Raw genomic sequence first — 19,625 nt, forward strand, 5'->3', positions numbered from 1 at the left:
CGACACACCAAAACACGATGACCACCCGTAATACCGGCAAGACCGACCCAGAAACATCCCGCAAGAGCAGCCTGGCCACCCTCAGGGGCTTGAGTCCCTTCCTGCGTCCCTACCGCCGCCAGTTCCTGCTGGCCGGCATTGCCCTGCTGTTCGCGGCCGGCGCCACCCTGGCGATCCCCGCGGCCTTCAAGCAGATGATCGACCTGGGCTTCGGCGCCGCCAGCGCCACCGCGGCGGCCGGCGCCGCCATCGAAGGCGGCAGCCTGGAACACATCAACGCCACCTTCCTGGCCCTGTTCGGCGTGGCCGCCGTGCTCGCGGTGGCCACCGCGGCGCGCTTCTACATGGTGTCGTGGCTGGGCGAGCGCGTCACCGCCGATATCAGGAGCAGCGTCTACGGCCACGTGGTGCGCCAGAGTCCCGAATTCTTCGAGACCACCCGCACCGGCGAAGTGCTGTCGCGCCTGACCACTGACACCACCCTGATCCAGACCGTGGTCGGCACCAGCATCTCGCTGGCGCTGCGCAATACGCTGCTGTTCTTCGGCGGCCTGGTGATGCTGTTCGTGACCAGCCCGCGCCTGACCTCCATCATCCTGGGCCTCTTGGTGCTGGTGGTGCTGCCGATCGTGCTGTTCGGCCGCCGCGTGCGCAAGCTGTCGCGCGATTCGCAGGACCGCATTGCCGACGCCTCCGCGGTGGCCGGCGAGATCCTGAACGCGATGCCGACCGTGCAGGCGTTTACCCGCGAAGGCCATGAATCGGGCCGCTTCTCAAGGGAAGTCGAAGGCGCCTTCACCACCGCCATGCGCCGCATCCGCGCCCGCTCCACGCTGACCATGCTGGCCATCGTGCTGATATTCGGCGCGATCGTGTTCGTGCTGTGGCTCGGCGCCCACGCCGTGCTCGAAGGAACCATGACCGGCGGCGACCTGGGCCAGTTCATCCTGTACGCCGGCATCGTCGCCGGTTCGGTCGGCGCGCTGTCGGAAGTGATGGGCGACGCCCAGCGCGCCGCCGGCGCCACCGAACGCCTGCTGGAACTGCTCGGCGCGCAATCAGAGATCCAGGATCCGCTGCAGCCCAAGGCGCTCCCGGCGCGCACCGAGAACGGCGCCCGCGTGACGCTCGACGACGTGACCTTCGCCTATCCGTCGCGCCTGGACGAAGCCGCCCTGTCGCACCTGGCGCTCGACATCCGCCCCGGCGAGACGGTGGCCGTGGTCGGCCCTTCCGGCGCCGGCAAGACCACCCTGTTCCAGCTGCTGCTGCGCTTCTACGATCCGCAGGCCGGCGCCATCCGCCTCGATGGCGTCGACGTGCGCGACCTGGCGCTGCAGTCGTTGCGCGGCGCGGTCGGCATCGTGCCGCAAGACACCGTGATCTTCTCGCTCGACGCCATGGAAAACATCCGCTACGGCCGCCCGGACGCCAGCGACGACGAGGTGATCGCCGCGGCGAAGATGGCCGCCGCCCACGATTTCATCGAACGCCTGCCGCAGGGTTATACCTCGTTCCTGGGCGAGCGCGGGGTGCGCCTGTCGGGCGGCCAGCGCCAGCGCATCGCGATCGCGCGCGCCCTGCTCAAGAACCCGCCATTGCTGCTGCTGGACGAAGCCACCAGCGCGCTCGACGCCGAATCCGAACGGCTGGTGCAGCGCGCGCTCGAAGCTGCGATGGTCGGCCGTACCACCATCATCATTGCCCACCGCCTGGCGACTGTGCAGCGCGCCGACCGCATCATCGTGCTCGACGAAGGCCGGATCGTCGAATCCGGCACCCACGCCGAGCTGATCGCGCTGCGTGGCGTGTATGCCAACCTGGCGGCGCTGCAATTCCAGACCCATGCGCCGGTGGCTGCGTAAACACGCTTCCGAAGCAATGCGTAGTGTTACGTAGCAATCCAACGAGCTGTTGCGTCGGGGATACCAGGTAGCATTCCAAAACTCACTAATTGTTGCGGCACGAAAAGTTTGCGAGGTATGATCGCGGATTATATCCCTCTATTTTTCCTCACAATACATGAGTAACCGTAAATTTAGTCCAGCGAGCTGGAATGTCGGCACGCGCATCAGCGCAGTCACCTTCCTGCTGGCCGGCGCCATCATTGCCTCCCTGATCGCGACCATCACCGTCCTGACCTCCGGCATGCTGGAACGGCGCGCCATCGACGGCGTGAGGAACGAGCTGCATGGCGTCACCAGCACCGTCGAGCTGTTCAACAAGACCGTCAGCAGCCAGGCGGTCAGCTTCGGCCGCATCTTCCGCGCCGGCCTGCCGGGCGACTTCGCGCTGGATGAGGCGACCACGGTCGACGTCGGCGGACGCCAGGTGCCGACCCTGAGCGTGGCCGGCCAGCCGCTCAACCTCGATTTCAGCGCCCCTGACGGGTTCACCGAACGCACCGGCGGCAACGCCACCATCTTCGCCGCCGCCGGCGAGGACTTCGTGCGCGTGACGACCTCGGTCAAGAAGGAAAACGGCGAGCGCGCGGTGGGTACCGCCCTCGACAAGGCTTCGCCGGCCTACCCGGCGCTGCGCGCCGGCCGCACCTACGTGGGGCTGACCACGCTGTTCGGCAAGCAGTTCATCACCCAGTACGAACCGGTGCGCGACGCCGCCGGCAAGGTGGTCGGCGCGCTTTACGTCGGGGTCGACATCACGGCCGACGTGGCCGCGCTCAAGGAGCGCATCCGCGCCGTCAAGGTGGGCGATACCGGCTACTTCTTCGTGCTGTCGTCGGCGCCGAAGACCTATGGCGACCTGATCGTCCACCCGAACAAGGAAGGCGAGAACATCCTCGACAGCAAATCCGCCGACGGCCACGCCTTCATCAAGGAGATGCTGGAGAAGAAGGAAGGCACGATCAGCTACGACTGGCAGAACCCGGGTGAGATGCGCGCGCGCGAGAAGTTCGCGGCCTATGCCGAGATGAAGGACTGGAACTGGGTCATCGCCGGCGGCACCTACCGCGACGAGATCACCGCCGCCGCGACCGAGCTGCGCAACCGCTTCATCGTGTTCGGCCTGGCGGCGCTCGCCGTGCTGGCCACCGTGCTGTACTTCCTGGTTCGCGCCACCGTGACCCGGCCGCTGGCCGAGGTGCAGGCGGTCGCCACCCGCATCGCCGACGGCGACCTGACCGCATCGACCACCGCGCGCCGCGACGACGAAATCGGCCGCCTCGTGGGCGCCATCAACGAGATCGGCGCACGTTTGTCAGGCGTGGTCGGCCAGGTGCGCGACGGCGCCGAGCACATCGCCACCGCCTCGCAGGAAATCTCGACCGGCAACCTGGACCTGTGCAGCCGCACCGAGGAACAGGCGGCCAGCCTGGCCACCACCGCCTCGTCGATGGACCAGTTGACCACGACCGTGCGCCAGAACGCCGACAACGCACGCCAGGCCGACCAGCTGGCCCGCAGCGCCTCCGAAGTCGCCCAGAAGGGCGGCAGCACGGTGTCGCAGGTGGTGGAGCGCATGGACTCGATTTCCCAGGCTTCGCGCAAGATTTCCGACATCACCAGCGTCATCGACGGCATCGCGTTCCAGACCAATATCCTGGCGCTGAATGCGGCCGTGGAAGCAGCGCGCGCCGGCGAACAGGGCCGCGGCTTCGCGGTCGTCGCGAGCGAAGTGCGCAACCTGGCCCAGCGCTCGGCGGCCGCCGCCAAGGAGATCAAGGTCCTGATAGACGCCTCCAACAGCGAAGTCAACGCCGGCAGCCAGCTGGTCGCCGAAGCCGGCGTCACGATGCAGGAAGTGCTGGCCAGCGTGCAGCGCGTGACCGACGTCATTTCCGAGATCAGCAGCGCCAGCCAGGAACAGACGCAAGGCATCGAAGAGATCAACCGCTCGGTGGTCGAGATGGACACCGTGACCCAGCAGAACGCGGCCCTGGTCGAAGAAGCCAGCGCCGCCGCCCAGGCCATGCACGAACAGGCCGACGCGCTGGCGCGTTCGGTGCGCCGCTTCCGCCTGGCCGACGAGCGCGATGGCGCCGCGCTGGTCACGCCGAAGCGCCGCGCCCTGATCGAGAACTGATAGAGTAGCGGGCTCGCCTTCCAGGAGCCCGCTTTGCCTGACACCGACCTGCAGCGCCGCTGCCATACCGTCCTCCCCGGCCACCGCCAGCCGCGCCCGGCCGAACTGTTCGCCGCCATGGCCGCATGGTGCGAGGAGCACGACGTCGACCACGACGTCTACGGCAACGGCGCCCTGATCCAGGACTTCGAACGCAAGGTCGCCGCCCTGCTCGGCTTCGAGGCGGCCGTGTTCTGCATCAGCGGCACCATGGCCCAGGTCACGGCGCTGCGCCTCGGGGGTGAGGATCGAGCTAGCCGCCTGGTGGCCCTGCATCCGACCTCGCACATCCTCAACCACGAGCGTTCCAACTACCAGTTGCTGGACCATTTCCAGGCGCTGTGCGCGGGCGACCGTCACCGTCCATGGATCGAGGCCGACCTGGCGGCGGTGCCGGACCGCCTCGGCGCCATCGGCCTCGAGATCCCGATGCGCGAAATCGGCGGCCAGCTCACTGACTGGGACGAGCTGGAAGCGATCAAACGCCATTGCCGCACGCGCGGCATCCACCTGCACATGGATGGCGCGCGCCTGTGGGAAGCGGCGGCGGGCTATGGCCGGGATGTCGCGGCGATCGCGGCCGGCTTCGACTCGGTGTACGTCTCGCTGTACAAGGGCATCGGCGGGCTGGGTGGCGCCATGCTGCTCGGTAGCCGCGCCTTCGTGGACCGCTGCGCCGAATGGTTCCGGCGCCAGGGCGGCAACGTCATTCACCGCTCGCCCTATATCGTGGCGGCGGCCATGCAGTTCGACGCGCGGCTGGCGGCGATGCCCGCGTATTTCGAGCGCACGCGCTTGCTGTACCAGGCATTGCGCGCCTATCCCGAACTGCGCCTCAATCCCGCCGCGCCGCAATCGAACATGCTGCACATTCACCTGCCGGTCGAGCGCGAGCGCGCATTCGCGGTGCGCGATGCGCTGGCGCGCGAGCACGGCATCTGGATGTTCAACCGCGCCGTCCATGGCGCGCTGCCGGCGTCGAGTGTGATCGAGATCTACGTCGGCGACAACCTGCTGTCGATGTCCGACGATACGGTGCGAGAAGCACTGCGGCTATTCGCCGCGGCGCTGGCGGCGAATGCTAAAATGACAGATTCTTCAACCACGTAACGCAATGCGCCAATATCTCGAATTCATGCGCCATGTGAAAGAGCATGGCGCCATCAAGACCGACCGCACCGGCACCGGCACCCGCTCGGTGTTCGGCTACCAGATGCGCTTTAATCTGCAGGAAGGCTTCCCGCTCCTGACCACCAAGAAGGTGCACCTGAAGTCGATCATCCATGAACTGATCTGGTTCCTGCAGGGCTCGACCAATATCGCCTACCTGAAGGAAAACGGCGTGTCCATCTGGGACGAATGGGCCGATGCCGAGGGCAACCTGGGGCCGATCTACGGCTACCAGTGGCGCAACTGGCCGACGCCCTCCGGCGAGCACATCGACCAGATATCGCAGGTACTGGAACAGATCCGCGCCACGCCGGACTCGCGCCGCATGATCGTCTCGGCCTGGAACGTGGCCGACGTGCCGCAGATGAAACTGCCGCCCTGCCATGCGCTGTTCCAGTTCTACGTGGCCGACGGCAAGCTGTCCTGCCAGTTGTACCAGCGCAGCGCCGACATCTTCCTGGGCGTGCCCTTCAATATCGCCTCGTACGCGATCCTGACCCACATGATGGCCCAGCAGGCCGGGCTCGAAGTGGGCGACTTCGTCTGGACCGGCGGCGACTGCCACCTCTATTCGAACCACATGGAACAGGTCGAGCTACAGCTGTCGCGCGAGACCCGCGCGCTGCCGCGCCTCGAGATCAAGCGCAAGCCCGATTCGCTGTTCGACTATCGCTTCGAGGACTTCGAGATCACGGGCTACGATCCGCATCCGGCGATCAAGGCGCCGGTGGCCGTATGAGCGATGCTGCCCGCCTGACCCTGGTGGTCGCGGTCGACGCCAATAACGGCATCGGCGTCGACAACAAGATGCCCTGGCACCTGCCCGAGGATTTCGCCCATTTCAAGCGCGTCACGCTCGGCAAACCGGTGATCATGGGCCGCAAGACCTTCGATTCGATCGGCCGCGTCCTGCCCGGACGCCGCAATATCGTCATCACGCGCAACGCCGACTGGTCGCACGAAGGCGCCGAGCGCGCGACGTCGCTGGATGCGGCCATCGCCATGCTCGACGGCGCGCCGGCCAGCATCATCGGCGGCGCCCAGGTCTTCGCGCAGGCCATGGACATCGCCGACGCCATGATCGTCACCCATATCGGCCGTGTTTTCGACTGCGATACGTTCTTTCCGCCGATCGACGCGGCCGTGTGGCGCGAAACGGCGCGCGATACCCATCACAGCCAGGCCAATGGCTTCGATTACGCCTTCGTGACGTATGCACGCCGCGGGGCGATGCCATGAACGAGTCGGCACGCCCACCGGGCTCGCGCGGCGGCGACGGCTTCTCGGGGCGCATCGCGGTACTGATCGCGGTACTGGCCACGCTCGGCACCCTGTTCGCCTTCCTGGGCACGTCGTCGCACAACGACGCCAGCCTGTACAAGACCCAGGCGGCGATGGAAAAGACCAGCGCCGCCAATGCCTGGAGCCACTACCAGGCCAAGTCGAGCCGCCAGAACCTGGCCGAGCTGGCCGCGACCCTGCCCGGCGTCGACGGCGTGCGCTACCGCGACGAAGCGGAGCGCTACCGGGAAGAAAAGGACGTCATCCGCAAGGAAGCCGAGCGCTGGGAAGCGGCATCGGGCGAATCGAACCGCCGCTCGGACGAAGCCCTGCACCGCCAGCGCCAGTGGGCCGCCGCCTCGGTGGCCCAGCAGATCGCGATCTCGCTGGCCGCCGTCACGCTGCTGGCGCGCCGCACCTGGCTGCTCACGCTCACCGGGGCCGTGGCCGCTTTCGGCATCACGCTGGGGCTGTTCGCCTTCATGCATGGCAGCGTCACGGCGCTGTCACCGATCCCGCTCGTCGGCGCCCTGATTGCGGCGCTGTTGACCGAGGGCATCCGTCGCGCCGGACGCCGAGTGGATAGCTGAACAGGACTAGAGTGCGCCACCCTTCCGGAACAGTGGCTAACCTAGCAAAAAAACTTGCACCGGGACCCGTGTTTTCTGCGAAAATCCGCTTCTCATTTTTCTACGGTGCCGTGCGCGGCGGCCAGACCCTCCGGAATGTTCCGGAGAGGACCTGCCGCTTCCACGGCGCTTCGTTTTGGAGCTGTCCATGAAATTTCGTTTCCCTATCGTCATCATCGATGAGGATTTCCGCTCGGAGAACACCTCCGGTCTCGGCATTCGCGCCCTCGCGGCCGCGATGGAACAGGAAGGCATGGAGGTCGTCGGTGTGACCAGCTATGGCGACCTGTCCCAGTTCGCCCAGCAGCAATCGCGTGCATCGGCCTTCGTCCTGTCGATCGACGACGAGGAATTCGGCGGCGGCTCGCTCGAAGAGACCGACTTCGCACTGACCGGCCTGCGTGCCTTCGTGAAGGAAATCCGTCACAAGAACGCCAATATCCCGATCTATATCTATGGCGAGACGCGTACCAGCCGCCACATCCCGAACGACATCCTGAAGGAGCTGCATGGCTTCATCCACATGTTCGAGGACACCCCGGAATTCGTGGCGCGTCACATCATCCGCGAGGCCAAGGCCTACCTCGACAGCCTGGCGCCGCCGTTCTTCCGCGCGCTGGTCAACTATGCCTACGACGGCTCCTATTCGTGGCACTGCCCGGGCCACTCGGGCGGCGTGGCTTTCCTGAAGTCGCCGATCGGCCAGATGTTCCACCAGTTCTTTGGCGAGAACATGCTGCGCGCCGACGTCTGCAACGCGGTCGAAGAACTTGGCCAGCTGCTCGACCATACCGGCCCGGTGGCCAAGTCCGAACGCAACGCCGCGCGCATCTACAGCGCCGACCACTGCTATTTCGTGACCAACGGCACCTCCACCTCGAACAAGATGGTGTGGCACTCGACCGTGGCGCCGGGCGACATCGTCGTGGTCGACCGCAACTGCCACAAGTCGATCCTGCACTCGATCATCATGTGCGGCGCGATTCCCGTGTTCCTGATGCCGACCCGGAATCACCTGGGCATCATCGGCCCGATCCCGCTCGAAGAGTTCACGCCCGAATCGATCGCCCGCAAGATCGAAGCCAATCCGTTCGCACGCGACGCCGTCAACAAGAAGCCGCGCATCCTCACCATCACCCAGTCGACCTACGACGGCGTGGTGTACAACGTCGAGACCCTGCGCGAAATGCTGGACGGGAAGATCGACACCCTGCACTTCGACGAAGCCTGGCTGCCGCACGCAACCTTCCATGACTTCTACAAGAACATGCACGCGATCGGGCAGAACCGCCCGCGCGCCAAGGAGTCGATGATCTTCTCGACCCAGTCGACGCACAAGCTGCTGGCCGGCCTGTCGCAGGCTTCGCAGGTGCTGGTGCGCGAATCCGAATCGGTCAAGCTCGACCAGGATGCCTTCAACGAGGCCTACCTGATGCACACCTCGACCTCGCCGCAATATTCGATCATCGCTTCGTGCGACGTCGCCGCGGCCATGATGGAAGCGCCGGGCGGCACCGCCCTGGTCGAGGAATCGATCCTTGAAGCGCTGGACTTCCGCCGCGCGATGAAGAAGGTCGACGAGGACTTCGGCGCCGACTGGTGGTTCCAGGTCTGGGGTCCGGATAAATTCTCGGAAGAAGGCATCGGCACCCAGGACGACTGGATGATCCGCGCCGAAGAGAACTGGCACGGCTTCGGCAAGCTGGCGCCGGGCTTCAATATGCTCGACCCGATCAAGGCCACCATCGTGACCCCGGGCCTGGACCTGTCGGGCCAGTTCGGCGAGACCGGCATCCCGGCCTCGATCGTCACCAAGTACCTGGCCGAGCACGGCGTCATCATCGAGAAGTGCGGCCTGTACTCGTTCTTCATCATGTTCACCATCGGCATCACCAAGGGCCGCTGGAACACGCTGGTGACGGCGCTGCAGCAGTTCAAGGACGACTACGACCGCAACGCCCCGATGTGGCGCGCGATGCCGCAGTTCGCCTCGGCCAACCCGCGCTACGAGACGCACGGCCTGCGCGACCTGTGCACCGAGATCCACACCTTCTACAAGTCGCGCGACGTGGCCCGCCTGACCACCGAGATGTATTTGTCGGACATGATCCCGGCCATGAAGCCGTCGGACGCCTTCGCCCATATGGCGCACCGCAAGATCGAGCGCGTGGCGATCGACGAACTCGAAGGACGCATCACCGCGATCCTGCTGACGCCTTACCCGCCGGGCATTCCGCTGCTGATCCCGGGCGAGCGTTTCAACCGCGTGATCGTCGACTACCTGCGCTTCGCGCGCGACTTCAACGAACGCTTCCCGGGCTTCGAGACCGACGTCCACGGCCTGGTCAAGCGTGAAGTCGACGGCAAGCGCGGTTACTTCGTCGATTGCGTGAGGCAGGACGCGTAAACCGAAACGGAGGCTGGGACTGGAGCCTCTGCCCGCCGAGAGAGGCCCGGATCGAATCCGGGCCTTTTTTTTCGCGTATCATTTTCGCCCATGGATACCATCGACGTCGACTCCGCCGCCTTCTTCACCGCCCGCCGCCCGCGCCTGCAGCGCATCGCCTACCGCATGCTCGGTTCCGTGGCCGAGGCCGAGGACGTGGTGCAGGACGCCTGGCTGCGCTGGCACGGCGCCCACCAGGAGGCGGTGCGCGAACCGGAAGCCTTCCTGGTGCGCACCGTGACGCGCCTGTGCCTGGACGTGCTCAAGTCGGCGCGCATCAAGCGCGAGCAATACATCGGCCCCTGGCTGCCGGAACCTTTCATCGATCCCTCCGATGAAGACGACGACGACATCACCCTGCCCCTGATGCTGGCGATGGAGCGCCTGTCGCCGCTGGAGCGCGCCGCCTTTTTGCTGCACGATGTGTTCGACCTGGACTTCGACGAGGTGGCCGAGGCGATCGGTCGCGAACCGGCGGCCTGCCGCCAGCTGGCCAGCCGTGCGCGCGCCCACGTGGCCGGCGCGCGGCCGCGCTTCCCGGTGCCCTCGGCCCGCCAGAAAGAGATCGCCGCCGCCTTCTTCGCCGCCTCGCGCAGCGGCGACGTGGCCCAGCTCACCCAACTGCTGTCGAGCGACGTGGTGTTCTATGGCGACGGCGGCGGCAAGCGCCCGGCCGTGATGAACCCGATCTTCGGGCAAGAGAAGGTGCTGCGCTTCCTGCTGGCGCAGAAGGTGAAGGCGGCCTGGGATGCGGCCGAGTTGCTGGGCTCGCCCAGCATCGACGGCCTGCCGGGACGGATCACGCTCGAACCCGACGCCATGCTGCAGACGATGGCGCTCGAGATCGACGACGGGCGCGTCAAGGCCATCTATGTGATGCGCAATCCGGACAAGCTGGGACACCTGGCGCCCTCGGGACACCGGGCGCGCCAGGAGGACTGAAGACCGGTCAGGTCTTCGGCAGGGTCACGCCGTGCTGGCCCTGGTACTTGCCGCCACGGTCCTTGTACGAGGTCTCGCAGACTTCGTCGCTTTCGAAGAACAGCACCTGGGCGCAGCCTTCGCCGGCGTAGATCTTGGCCGGCAGCGGGGTGGTGTTCGAGAACTCCAGCGTCACGTAGCCTTCCCATTCCGGCTCGAACGGCGTCACGTTGACGATGATGCCGCAGCGCGCATAGGTCGACTTGCCCAGGCAGACCGTCAGCACATTGCGCGGAATGCGGAAGTATTCGATGGTGCGCGCCAGCGCGAACGAGTTCGGCGGGATGATGCAGACGTCGCTCTTGACGTCGACGAAGGAGTTCGAATCGAAGTTCTTCGGGTCGACGATGGTGCTGTTGATGTTGGTAAACACCTTGAATTCGTCGGCGCAGCGGATGTCGTAGCCGTACGAGGAGGTGCCGAAGGAGATGATGCGGCGGCCGTCCTGCTCACGTACCTGCTGCGGCTCGAACGGCTCGATCATGCCGGTGCTCTGCGCCATGCGGCGGATCCATTTGTCGCTCTTGATAGTCATTGTCGGTTTCCAGCAGGGAGAAAATCCCGCGATTTTACGCGAAATGGAGCCGCCGGTGATGGTCGTCGACAGCCGGCCTGCCAATATACATTGCGAGCAAGCGCAATTGTGAATACCATAAGTTACCCTATACGATGGAGATCCACATGCAGCATCTGCCCAAGGCCCTGATCGGCGTGTTCGTCCTGACCCTCGCCGCATGCACGACCGCGCCAACCACCGACCAGCCGGCGCCCCCGGCCGCGGCGGCGCCCGCCATCGCGGCCAAGGTCGACGATGAAACCCTGACTGGCTCGCGGATTCCGAAAAAAGGCGGCGGCGACCGTACCGTCAGGACCGTCGGTTCGCGCGACGCGCGCGACTCTTTCGACAACCAGGCCAAGCCGATGGACCGCCAGTAGCCTAGGGCCGCATTGGTGCGGCCAGCAGTCGCTCGATCATCGCCTGCGTCAGGCGCGCCGTCTCCTGCGGCTTTTCGAGCGGGTACAGGTGGCCGCCCTCGATCATGACCAGGTTTTCGCCCACCAGCTTGCGGGTGCCGTCCATGCCCGCCTGGCGCATCTCTTCCGAGCGGGTGCCGGCGACGAAGCCGACCGGCACCGGGAACGGTTCGCGGATCACGGCGTCCATGTGGTGCGGGAGCGTCTGGTAGATGGCCGATTCCACGTCGCGACGGAAGCGCAAGGTCACGCCGTCCGGATGCGGCGCCAGTCCGTGTTCCAGGTAGTCGTCCAGGGCGCCCGGGGCCCAGGCCTGGAAGATCGGCTTGGCGCTGAAGTGCTGGAAAGCGGCGTCGCGGCTGGGCCACAGCTCGCGGCGCTTGCGCGCGAAGCGCGCCGGCGACAGGCGTTCGCCCCAGCCGGCCAGCTTCGCCAGGCGCCAGCCCAGCGCGCGCCAACCCGCCACCACCGGCGAATCGAGCATCACCACGCAGCGCGCGAGGTCGGGGCGGCGCTTGGCCGCCATCATGCACAGCATCCCGCCCAGCGAATGGCCGACCAGGATCGCCGGCCGGCCGTAACCTTCCAGGTGCTCGACCAGTTCGTCGACCAGCGCGCCCCAGCCGTCGGCGACCGGATGGCGCGGATCGTGGCCGTGCATGTCGAGGGTGTGCACGTCGTAGCGCTCGCGCAGCTGCGCCAGCAGGCGGTTGTAGGTGCCGGCCGGGTAACTGTTGCCATGGGCGAAATGAAGCAGGGGTCTGGACATGGGCGGGCGCGATCGGATGCAGGAGCGCCCAATTGTAATGTCCCGCGCCGCCGGGCGGTCCGCCTTTAGAAGGAAACGCCTACAAGCAGCTCGGCGGTATAGCCCTGGACCGCATTGCCTGTTACGCTCGCCATCTGCAGCGCCGTCCCGTCGGCAAAGACGTTGTCCGTCGCGTAGCTGATACGTGCCAGGTTGCGCACGCTGCTGGCGTAGCCGCTGCTGGCATAGGCATCAATGAGCGTCGCCAGCGGGAATGCGAACTGCGAGGTCTTGACCCGGTTCGCCGCGCTGTTCGCCTTGGCCAGGGTCGGATAGACTTCGAAATGCACGTGCGGCATGCGGCCGTCATAGCAGCCCGGGAAGATGGTCGTGAACGTGACCCAGCCGTCGCTGTCGGCTTCCTGCACGCCGCGCAGGTAATTCTCGTCCACGATGCCGTTCGAGTACATCGAATAGCCGCCTTCGCGGGTGCAATGCCACAGATAGACGGCCGCCCCGCCCGCCGCGGCGCAGCCCTGGAGCACATTCTCGATCTTCAGGCGGATGACCAGCGGCACGCCCTGGGCCACGCCGCTGGCGCCGCCCACGCTGGCGCGAATATCGGCGCGCACGATGCCGGACAGGGTCAACGCATTGGCCACGCCCTTGGCGTTGCGGTTGGTGCCGTCGCCCGGATAGGGGCCGCCGGTCTCCTCGGGGATGACGGAGCAGGCGGCATTGCCTCCCGTCGTGCCACCGCCCGTGCCGTTACCGGTGGTGGTGGTCGAGGTCGAGATGCCGTAGCCATCGTCCACGCTGCCGCCGCAGCCGGCCAGCGGCAGCGCCGCCGTGCTCATGCCAAGACCCAGCCAGCGCAGCAACTGGCGGCGCGTGGCAGGCCGCGCCAGCAGGCGCGCCAGATCGACGCCGAGGCCGAGGCCGAGGTGGTGATCGTCATGCGCCTCCTGCGCGACGCGGGAGATGATCCGCGCGCCCATCTCGTCACCCCTGTCCATGCAGGCTTGGGCAGCGCGTACGGCCGAGCGAGTTGTGGGCAAAGTCATCGTCAGTCCTCCTGTGGTGTTGACGCGGCCATTGTGTGGCGGGCAGGTGTAAAGCGGGCCTAAGCGAGGTAAATCCGGGTAAAGCCGCCCGCTGCGGGAAAGACCGGAATGCGCGACTGCGCTATCCTGTCGCCATGAACCATGTATTGCTTATCGATGACGACGTCGAACTCGTCGGCATGTTCGCCGAATACCTCGAACAGGAAGGGTTCAGGGTCACCTGCGTCCACAACGGCGACGATGGCGCGCGCGAAGCGCTCAGCGGCCGCCACGCCATCGCCATCCTCGACGTCATGATGCCCGGCACCAGCGGCATCGACGCCCTGCGCCAGATCCGCGCCGCCAGCCGCATCCCGGTCCTGATGCTGACCGCGCGCGGCGACGACGCCGACCGCATCCTCGGCCTCGAACTGGGCGCCGACGACTATGTGGCCAAGCCCTGCACGCCGCGCGAACTGACCGCGCGGGTGCGCGCCATCCTGCGCCGCACCCAGGGGCAGACGGAAAGCATTCCGGGCGCGGCCCTCACGGTCGGCAAGCTGACCATGCATCCCGAGGGACGGCGCGCCACCTGGGACGGCGCGCCGCTGGACCTGACCAGCACCGAATTCAACCTGCTGGAAGTGCTGGCCCGGAATGCCGGTAAGCCGGTGAGCAAGAACGAGCTGTCGGAACAAGGCCTGGGACGGCCGCTGGCACGCTTCGATCGCAATATCGACGTTCACCTGAGCAGCCTGCGCCACAAGCTGGGACCGCTGGCGGACGGCCGTTCCTGCCTGCAGACCATCTACCGCCAGGGCTACCAATTGATCAAGGAGTAGCATGGGGCGGCTGTTCTGGAAGTTCTTCCTCTGCATTCTGCTGGCGCAGCTGACGGCCACAATCGCCATCGGCGGCGCATTCTGGCTGCGCGACCAGGCGCGCCAGAAGGCCAGCTCGAGCCTCGATTCGGGCCCGCCGGCCACGGTCGCCCTTGATGCTGCGGCGGCCACCCTGCGCCACGGCGGAGAAGCTGCGCTGCGCGGCCTGCTGGCCGACCTGCAGCGCCCGCAGCTGTACGTGCTCGACGAAGCCCGCCGCGACCTGCTCGGGCGCCCAGTGCCGGCCGAGCTGCTCAAGGAAGCCGAGCGCCAGCTCGGCAACGGCGAACGGCGCGGCGCCTGGCGCGGCGCACGGCATCTGGTCGGGCCCGGCGGCGAGCGCTACCTGGCCTTCGTCCCGCGCCAGTCGGGCCGGGCGGAGGGAATGCGTCGCGGCCCGCCAGACCCGCTGGCGCCGGCGCTCGACCCGGGCGCACGCCGCCGCATCGGCCAGACCGTCGTGATCGGCGCCGCCGTCGTGGCCAGCCTGCTGTTCGCGGCCCTGCTGGCCTGGTATTTCTCCCGTCCCATCCGCGCCCTGCGCAGCGCCTTCGAGGCCGCCGCCGCAGGTGACCTGGCGCCGCGCTTCGGCCGCGCCACCAAGGGCGGCGACGAACTGTCCGACCTGGGACGCGACTTCGACCGCATGAGCGGCCGCCTGCGCACCCTGATGGATGGCCAGCGCCGCCTGCTGCACGACGTCTCGCACGAGCTGCGCTCGCCGCTGGCACGCATGCAGGCGGCAGTCGGGCTGGCGCACCAGCAGCCGGACAAGTTCGCGAGCACGCTCGAACGCATCGAGCGCGAGAGCAACCGCATGGACAAGCTGATCGGCGAGCTGTTGACCCTGTCCCGCCTGGAGGCCATGCCCGACGCGCTGCGGCGCGAGGCGGTCGACCTGACCGAGCTGGCGGACGGGATCGTGGCCGATGCCCGCTTCGAGGCGTCCGAGTCGACCCGGATCCTGATCGAGGCCGAGGGCACCGTCGGAGTAACAGGCGATCCCGACCTGCTGTGGAGCGCCCTGGAAAACGTGGTGCGCAACGCGGCCAAGCACGGCGCCCAGGGTGGCATCGTGAACGTGACGGTGCGCGCCGACGAGAAGCTGGCCCGCATCGACGTGCTCGATCGCGGGCCGGGCATCGCGCAGCAAGACCTGGCGGCGATCTTCCAGCCCTTCTTTCGTGCCGGCGCATCGCGCACCGGCGTCGATGGCCACGGCTTGGGCCTGGCGATTGCGCAGCGCGTGCTGCACGCCCATGGCGGCGAGATCGTGGCGCGCAACCGCGAGGGCGGTGGCCTGCAGGTGACGATCACGCTGCCGCGCGCCTGATTCGGCTGGCCGTCACCCCATCGATATTGCCCAAAGAACCAGCAGGGAGGTAGAATACGGCGGCCTTCTCCACCTGAGTGCTATCGCTCGCATATCTGGAGCGATCTTGCTCAAGCGCCTGTCCACCTATTGGTTCGCCCCCCTGTTCCTGGCCATCGCCGGATTCGCCCTGGCCACGACCTCGCTGACCGGCGATGGTTATGAATACATGCTGACCATGCACGCGCTCTACGAGCATGGTACGCCCGACATCACCCACGCCGACCTGGAGTCGCTGAAACACAGCGCAGGCGGCATGCCGTTCTATGGCGCGACCCTGGGCGACCTGATGCCGCAGCTCCATGAGCACCTGCGCGCACCCGGGAAGACGCCGGCCTACACCTTCACGGTCATGCCGAACGATGCCGGCCACTTCTACGGCATCCATTTTGGCTTGTACTCGCTGCTGGCGCTGCCCTTCTACGCGCTGCTGAAAGCCTTCGGCGCGCAGCCATACTACGCGTTCACCCTGCTCAACCTGTGCTTCTGCGCCGGCGCCCTCCCGTATATCAGGCGCGCGTTGCCCAAACAATCCTCGCTCGCGATGCTGCTGTTCCTGCTGGGGGGCACGACGTTCTACCTGAACTGGACCGGCCCCGAAGTGATGACCGCCAGCTGCGTGCTGATCGCCTGCCTCGCAAGCCTGCGCGGCCAGGCCGGGCTGGCCATCCTGTGCGCCGGCCTGGCGGCGAGCCAGAATCCCCCGCTGGCGCTTCTGATTCCCTTTGCTTGCGCCTGCCGCGTCCTGATCGTCAGGTATCCCAGGCTGCAGTGGCCGGAAAGCATCGCCGCGCCCCTGGGCAGGCGCGAGCTCGTGCTGGCCGCGGCCGGCATCTTGCTGACGCTGGCGCCGTTTGTCTTCTTCCAGTGGACGTTCGGCACGCCGAGCGTGATCGCGCGCGACTTCAACGGCTCCGAATTCGTCACCGGCGCCCGCCTGTTCTCGCTGTTCTTCGACCTGAACCAGGGAATGATCATCGGCAGCCCCGGCATCGCGCTGGCGGTATTGCTCGGATTGTTCGTGCTGCCGAAAGGGCAGCGCGCCACGTGGCTGCTCATAGCGGCGCCGGTGCTGGCACTGATCGTCCTGATGGCCGTGCCCGCGCTGAGCACCATCAACTGGAACTCGGGCGGCGTGGTCATGACGCGCTACAGCTACTGGCTGAGCATACCGCTGCTAGCGCTGGCCCTGCTGGCGGCGCGGCTATCTTCACCAAGGCCGCGCATTGCGCTGCTGCTCGGCGGCGTGGCGCTGCAGGCGGTGGTGCTGTCGGGTACCGGCCTGCTGGGAGAAAAGACCATCTTCATCGAACACTCGGCGCCGGCGCGCTGGGCGCTCAGCCACTTCCCGGAGTACTACAACCCCGAAGCCGAGATCTTCCACGCCCGGAACCAGAAACGGGTGACCCTGCCGCTGCCGAAAGACAGCATCTCGGTATTCAGCGTCGACGGCAAGCCGACCAAGATCATGCGGCATCGATCGAACTGGAGCGCACCGCCCGGCCTGTGCGCCGCGGGCGAGGCGCTGCAAGGACACGATGTACGTGACGTCTCGCGCGAATGGAAATACCTGCATGCGCCGTTCACCTGCGTGCCCGCTCGCTAGGCTTGTCAGCGGCCATGCCAGTAACGGGCGTGTTCGACCCGGTAAGCGCGCGCGATCAGGCCATCGGCTGAATCGAGCGTGATGGCGCCCGTCTGGTCGGTCCGCATCTGGTCGATGCCCATGGCGCGGTAACGCTCGACCACTTCCTTTTTGGGATGGCGATATCGGTTGCGGTGGCCAACCTGGAACAGCGCCAGGTCGGGACGCACCGCCGCCAGGAACGCCGAGGTCGACGACGTACCGCTGCCATGATGCGGCGCAAGTAAAACCTTGGCGCGCAGGCGTTCACCGGCCGTGACGAGCAGTTCGGCCTCCTGCGCCGCTTCGATGTCGGCCGCCAGCAGCATGGCCGTGCCAGCGGCGCTCACGCGCAGCACGCAGCTGCGCGCATTGGCCTTCAGACGCGGATTGGCATAGCTGCCCGGGTCGGGGCCAAGCATCTCGAAACGCACGCCATCCCACGTCCACGCCTGTCCGGCTGCGCAGCGCCGTGTACGCTTCGCCTTGCGCAGCACGGGATGCGAGGCCGGCAGGGATGACACCAGGCTGTCGACCTCCAGCGCCTGGAGCACGGCATCGGCGCCGCCGACGTGATCGAGGTCGCTGTGCGACACCACCAGCGTGTCCAGCCGCCCTACGCCGCGCCCGCGCAGGTAAGGCAGGATGACGCGGGTAGCGCCGCTGGCGCCGGGCGCGTACTGCGGGCCGGTATCGTACAGCAGGCGGTGGCGGTGGGTTTCGACCAGCAGCGCCATGCCCTGGCCGACGTCGAAGGCGGTGACGCTGAACGCGCCGGGTGGCGGCGCCGTCGGCAGTTGCGTCAGCAGCGGGGTCCAGGCCGCGAGGCCGGCCCAGCGCTGCGGCCAGCCGCGCGGCGCCAGCATCCATGCGGTGCCATAGAGCGCCAGCGCGAGCATCCAGGGCGTCGGCGCCGGCGCGGTCCATACCGCCAGCGCCGGCGCGGCCAGCCGTTGCAGGGGCCAGGCCAGCAACTCGATCGCCAGGTGGGCCACCCCCAGGACCACGTCGGCCAGCGGCGACGGCAGGATGCTGCCGACCAGCGCCAGCGGCGTCACGAACAGGCTGATGACGGGGATCGCGACCGCGTTCGCCAATGGACTCACCAAAGAAATCTGACCGAACAGCAGCAGCGTGAGCGGCGCCAGGCCGATGGTGACGGCCCATTGGGTGCGCGCCGCCACCAGCAGCCCCGCGCGCCAGCCGCGCGTCCGTTCTCCGAGCCGTCCGCTGCAGGCATACAGGATCGCGGCGACGGCGCCGAAGGACAGCCAGAATCCGGGCCACAGCATGGCCCAGGGATCGAGCAGCACGACGATGCCCAGCGCCAGGCACAGGACATGCGAGCTGGATGCGATGCGGCCGCACCAGACCGCGGCCGCGACCACCGCCAGCATATAGAAGGTGCGCTGGGCCGGCACCCCGAAGCCGGCCAGCAGCACGTACATCAGCGCCACCATCGCTCCCGCCAGCGCGGCGGCCTTCTGGGCCGGGAGCCGCAGCGGCAGCTGGGCGTCGGTCCAGAACGAGCGGCGCCACAGGCTTGCGACGATCCAGGCCGCGAAGCCCGCCACCATCGTGATATGCAGGCCTGAGATCGACACCAGGTGACTGATGCCGGTGCGGTTGAACACGTCCCAGTCGTCCTGGTCGATGCCGCGCTGGTCGCCGATGACCAGGGCCACGATCACGCCCGCATACGGCTCGCCGTCGAGGGTGGACAGGATGCGCGCGCGCAGGTAGCCGCGCGCGCGTTCGATCGCGTAGCCGGCGCCGGGGGTCCAGTCGTCGAGGCGTTCGTTGCGGCTGCCTGCGGGACGGACGTAGCCGGTGGCGCGCACACCCTGCTCCAGCAGCCAGGCTTCGTAGTCGAAGCCGTGGGGGTTGGCGTTGCCGTGGGGGCGCTGCAGGCGTACCACCAGGCGCCAGTGTTCGCCAGGGTGGATGAAGGCGGGATCGGCGGCCGTGGCGCCGTACCAGGACAGGACGATCTTTGGCGGGACGCTGGCGTTACGGGTTTCGGTGTGGGCGACGTCGAACTGGAAGCGCACGCCGCCGTCGAAGCGGTGCGGGAGGCTGGCGATGGTGCCGGTGACGGTGATGTCGCGACCTTCGTCGTCGTGGGGCAAGGCCTTGCTCAGTGCCAGGTGGGCGATGAAGGCGGCCCAGCAGAAGCCGAGCAGGAGACCGGTTGTGAGCATTCGGGGCAGGCCGCGCAAGAACAGGCAGGCTACGGCTGCGAGCATGCAGGCGCTCAACGTCCTCGCATCTGGCAACGCGGACTGGATCTGGACCAAGCAGGCGCCGGCGGCGAATGTCAGGATTGCGCTGCGCATGCGCAGGATGGCTTCTGTGATTTAAGTTGGCATATGCGACGAATGTTGGCCAGTTG

Annotated in this window: 16 protein-coding genes; 12 read left to right on the plus strand and 4 right to left on the minus strand. The window is 67.1% G+C overall.

The genetic code is table 11. From position 1 onward, the window contains the following. Positions 1-17 precede the first annotated feature (17 nt). From SOM61_RS12530 to SOM61_RS12565, 8 genes are all read left to right on the plus strand, one after another. Entirely contained in the window at positions 18-1,865 is a 1,848-nt protein-coding gene (locus tag SOM61_RS12530; protein WP_320474400.1) for an ABC transporter transmembrane domain-containing protein, read from the plus strand. Between the two features lie 157 nt (positions 1,866-2,022). Further along, on the plus strand, positions 2,023-4,044 hold the full coding sequence (locus SOM61_RS12535) for a methyl-accepting chemotaxis protein (RefSeq protein WP_320474401.1): 2,022 nt from the start codon (positions 2,023-2,025) through the stop codon (positions 4,042-4,044). A gap of 33 nt (positions 4,045-4,077) precedes the next feature. Continuing rightward, the gene (locus SOM61_RS12540; RefSeq protein ID WP_320474402.1) at positions 4,078-5,193 is read left to right on the plus strand and encodes a threonine aldolase family protein; all 1,116 of its coding nucleotides are present in this window, start codon (positions 4,078-4,080) and stop codon (positions 5,191-5,193) included. A 4-nt stretch (positions 5,194-5,197) separates the two neighbouring features. Continuing rightward, positions 5,198-5,992, plus strand: a complete 795-nt coding sequence (locus SOM61_RS12545) for a thymidylate synthase (protein WP_320474403.1) — start codon at positions 5,198-5,200, stop codon at positions 5,990-5,992. After that, positions 5,989-6,492 carry a dihydrofolate reductase gene (locus SOM61_RS12550; protein ID WP_320474404.1) on the plus strand — a complete coding sequence of 168 codons (504 nt, stop codon included), beginning with the start codon at positions 5,989-5,991 and terminating at the stop codon, positions 6,490-6,492. Before SOM61_RS12545 ends, SOM61_RS12550 begins: the two co-directional genes overlap by 4 nt. Continuing rightward, positions 6,489-7,124 carry a DUF4337 domain-containing protein gene (locus tag SOM61_RS12555; protein ID WP_320474405.1) on the plus strand — a complete coding sequence of 212 codons (636 nt, stop codon included), beginning with the start codon at positions 6,489-6,491 and terminating at the stop codon, positions 7,122-7,124. The genes SOM61_RS12550 and SOM61_RS12555 overlap by 4 nt, the downstream gene beginning before the upstream one ends. 187 nt (positions 7,125-7,311) lie before the next feature. Further along, positions 7,312-9,570: an arginine/lysine/ornithine decarboxylase gene (locus tag SOM61_RS12560; protein ID WP_320474406.1), complete on the plus strand. Its 2,259-nt coding sequence runs from the start codon at positions 7,312-7,314 to the stop codon at positions 9,568-9,570. A 90-nt stretch (positions 9,571-9,660) separates the two neighbouring features. Further along, positions 9,661-10,551, plus strand: coding sequence for a sigma-70 family RNA polymerase sigma factor (locus SOM61_RS12565; protein WP_320474407.1), 891 nt, complete (start codon positions 9,661-9,663; stop codon positions 10,549-10,551). Between the two features lie 7 nt (positions 10,552-10,558). Here SOM61_RS12565 and dcd read toward each other — a convergent pair whose 3' ends face one another. Further along, positions 10,559-11,125 carry a dCTP deaminase gene (gene dcd / locus SOM61_RS12570; protein WP_320474408.1) on the minus strand — a complete coding sequence of 189 codons (567 nt, stop codon included), beginning with the start codon at positions 11,123-11,125 and terminating at the stop codon, positions 10,559-10,561. Between the two features lie 146 nt (positions 11,126-11,271). Between dcd and SOM61_RS12575 the strand changes: the two genes are divergently transcribed. After that, positions 11,272-11,526, plus strand: a complete 255-nt coding sequence (locus tag SOM61_RS12575) for a hypothetical protein (RefSeq protein WP_320474409.1) — start codon at positions 11,272-11,274, stop codon at positions 11,524-11,526. A gap of 1 nt (position 11,527) precedes the next feature. On the opposite strand, the gene SOM61_RS12580 is transcribed toward SOM61_RS12575, so the two are convergent. Both SOM61_RS12580 and SOM61_RS12585 read right to left on the minus strand, forming a co-directional pair. Continuing rightward, the gene (locus SOM61_RS12580; RefSeq protein WP_320474410.1) at positions 11,528-12,334 is read right to left on the minus strand and encodes an alpha/beta hydrolase; all 807 of its coding nucleotides are present in this window, start codon (positions 12,332-12,334) and stop codon (positions 11,528-11,530) included. A 65-nt stretch (positions 12,335-12,399) separates the two neighbouring features. Further along, positions 12,400-13,377, minus strand: coding sequence for a peptidase associated/transthyretin-like domain-containing protein (locus SOM61_RS12585; protein WP_320474411.1), 978 nt, complete (start codon positions 13,375-13,377; stop codon positions 12,400-12,402). A 134-nt stretch (positions 13,378-13,511) separates the two neighbouring features. On the opposite strand from SOM61_RS12585, the gene SOM61_RS12590 reads away from it, so the two are divergent. The 3 genes from SOM61_RS12590 to SOM61_RS12600 all read left to right on the plus strand — a co-directional run bounded on the left by SOM61_RS12590 (position 13,512) and on the right by SOM61_RS12600 (position 17,215). After that, the gene (locus SOM61_RS12590; RefSeq protein WP_320474412.1) at positions 13,512-14,198 is read left to right on the plus strand and encodes a response regulator transcription factor; all 687 of its coding nucleotides are present in this window, start codon (positions 13,512-13,514) and stop codon (positions 14,196-14,198) included. Between the two features lies 1 nt (position 14,199). Beyond that, entirely contained in the window at positions 14,200-15,570 is a 1,371-nt protein-coding gene (locus SOM61_RS12595; RefSeq protein ID WP_320474413.1) for a sensor histidine kinase, read from the plus strand. Between the two features lie 106 nt (positions 15,571-15,676). Beyond that, a complete protein-coding gene (locus SOM61_RS12600; RefSeq protein ID WP_320474414.1) occupies positions 15,677-17,215 on the plus strand; it encodes a hypothetical protein in 1,539 nt (512 codons plus the stop codon). A gap of 5 nt (positions 17,216-17,220) precedes the next feature. On the opposite strand, the gene SOM61_RS12605 is transcribed toward SOM61_RS12600, so the two are convergent. Further along, positions 17,221-19,569 carry a DNA internalization-related competence protein ComEC/Rec2 gene (locus SOM61_RS12605; protein ID WP_320474415.1) on the minus strand — a complete coding sequence of 783 codons (2,349 nt, stop codon included), beginning with the start codon at positions 19,567-19,569 and terminating at the stop codon, positions 17,221-17,223. Positions 19,570-19,625: the final 56 nt, after the last annotated feature.

It is taken from the genome of Massilia sp. CFBP9012 (assembly GCF_034045115.1).
Classification (GTDB): Bacteria; Pseudomonadota; Gammaproteobacteria; order Burkholderiales; family Burkholderiaceae_D; genus Telluria.

Bases quoted from the DNA above. Each gene is read 5' to 3' on its own strand.
- SOM61_RS12590 (WP_320474412.1), top strand. From the start codon at position 13,512: ATGAACCATGTATTGCTTATCGATGACGACGTCGAACTCGTCGGCATG.
- SOM61_RS12535 (WP_320474401.1), top strand. From the start codon at position 2,023: ATGAGTAACCGTAAATTTAGTCCAGCGAGCTGGAATGTCGGCACGCGC.
- SOM61_RS12605 (WP_320474415.1), bottom strand. From the start codon at position 19,569: ATGCGCAGCGCAATCCTGACATTCGCCGCCGGCGCCTGCTTGGTCCAG.
- SOM61_RS12555 (WP_320474405.1), top strand. From the start codon at position 6,489: ATGAACGAGTCGGCACGCCCACCGGGCTCGCGCGGCGGCGACGGCTTC.
- SOM61_RS12565 (WP_320474407.1), top strand. From the start codon at position 9,661: ATGGATACCATCGACGTCGACTCCGCCGCCTTCTTCACCGCCCGCCGC.
- SOM61_RS12575 (WP_320474409.1), top strand. From the start codon at position 11,272: ATGCAGCATCTGCCCAAGGCCCTGATCGGCGTGTTCGTCCTGACCCTC.
- dcd (WP_320474408.1), bottom strand. From the start codon at position 11,125: ATGACTATCAAGAGCGACAAATGGATCCGCCGCATGGCGCAGAGCACC.
- SOM61_RS12580 (WP_320474410.1), bottom strand. From the start codon at position 12,334: ATGTCCAGACCCCTGCTTCATTTCGCCCATGGCAACAGTTACCCGGCC.
- SOM61_RS12550 (WP_320474404.1), top strand. From the start codon at position 5,989: ATGAGCGATGCTGCCCGCCTGACCCTGGTGGTCGCGGTCGACGCCAAT.
- SOM61_RS12595 (WP_320474413.1), top strand. From the start codon at position 14,200: ATGGGGCGGCTGTTCTGGAAGTTCTTCCTCTGCATTCTGCTGGCGCAG.
- SOM61_RS12530 (WP_320474400.1), top strand. From the start codon at position 18: ATGACCACCCGTAATACCGGCAAGACCGACCCAGAAACATCCCGCAAG.
- SOM61_RS12585 (WP_320474411.1), bottom strand. From the start codon at position 13,377: ATGACTTTGCCCACAACTCGCTCGGCCGTACGCGCTGCCCAAGCCTGC.
- SOM61_RS12560 (WP_320474406.1), top strand. From the start codon at position 7,312: ATGAAATTTCGTTTCCCTATCGTCATCATCGATGAGGATTTCCGCTCG.
- SOM61_RS12545 (WP_320474403.1), top strand. From the start codon at position 5,198: ATGCGCCAATATCTCGAATTCATGCGCCATGTGAAAGAGCATGGCGCC.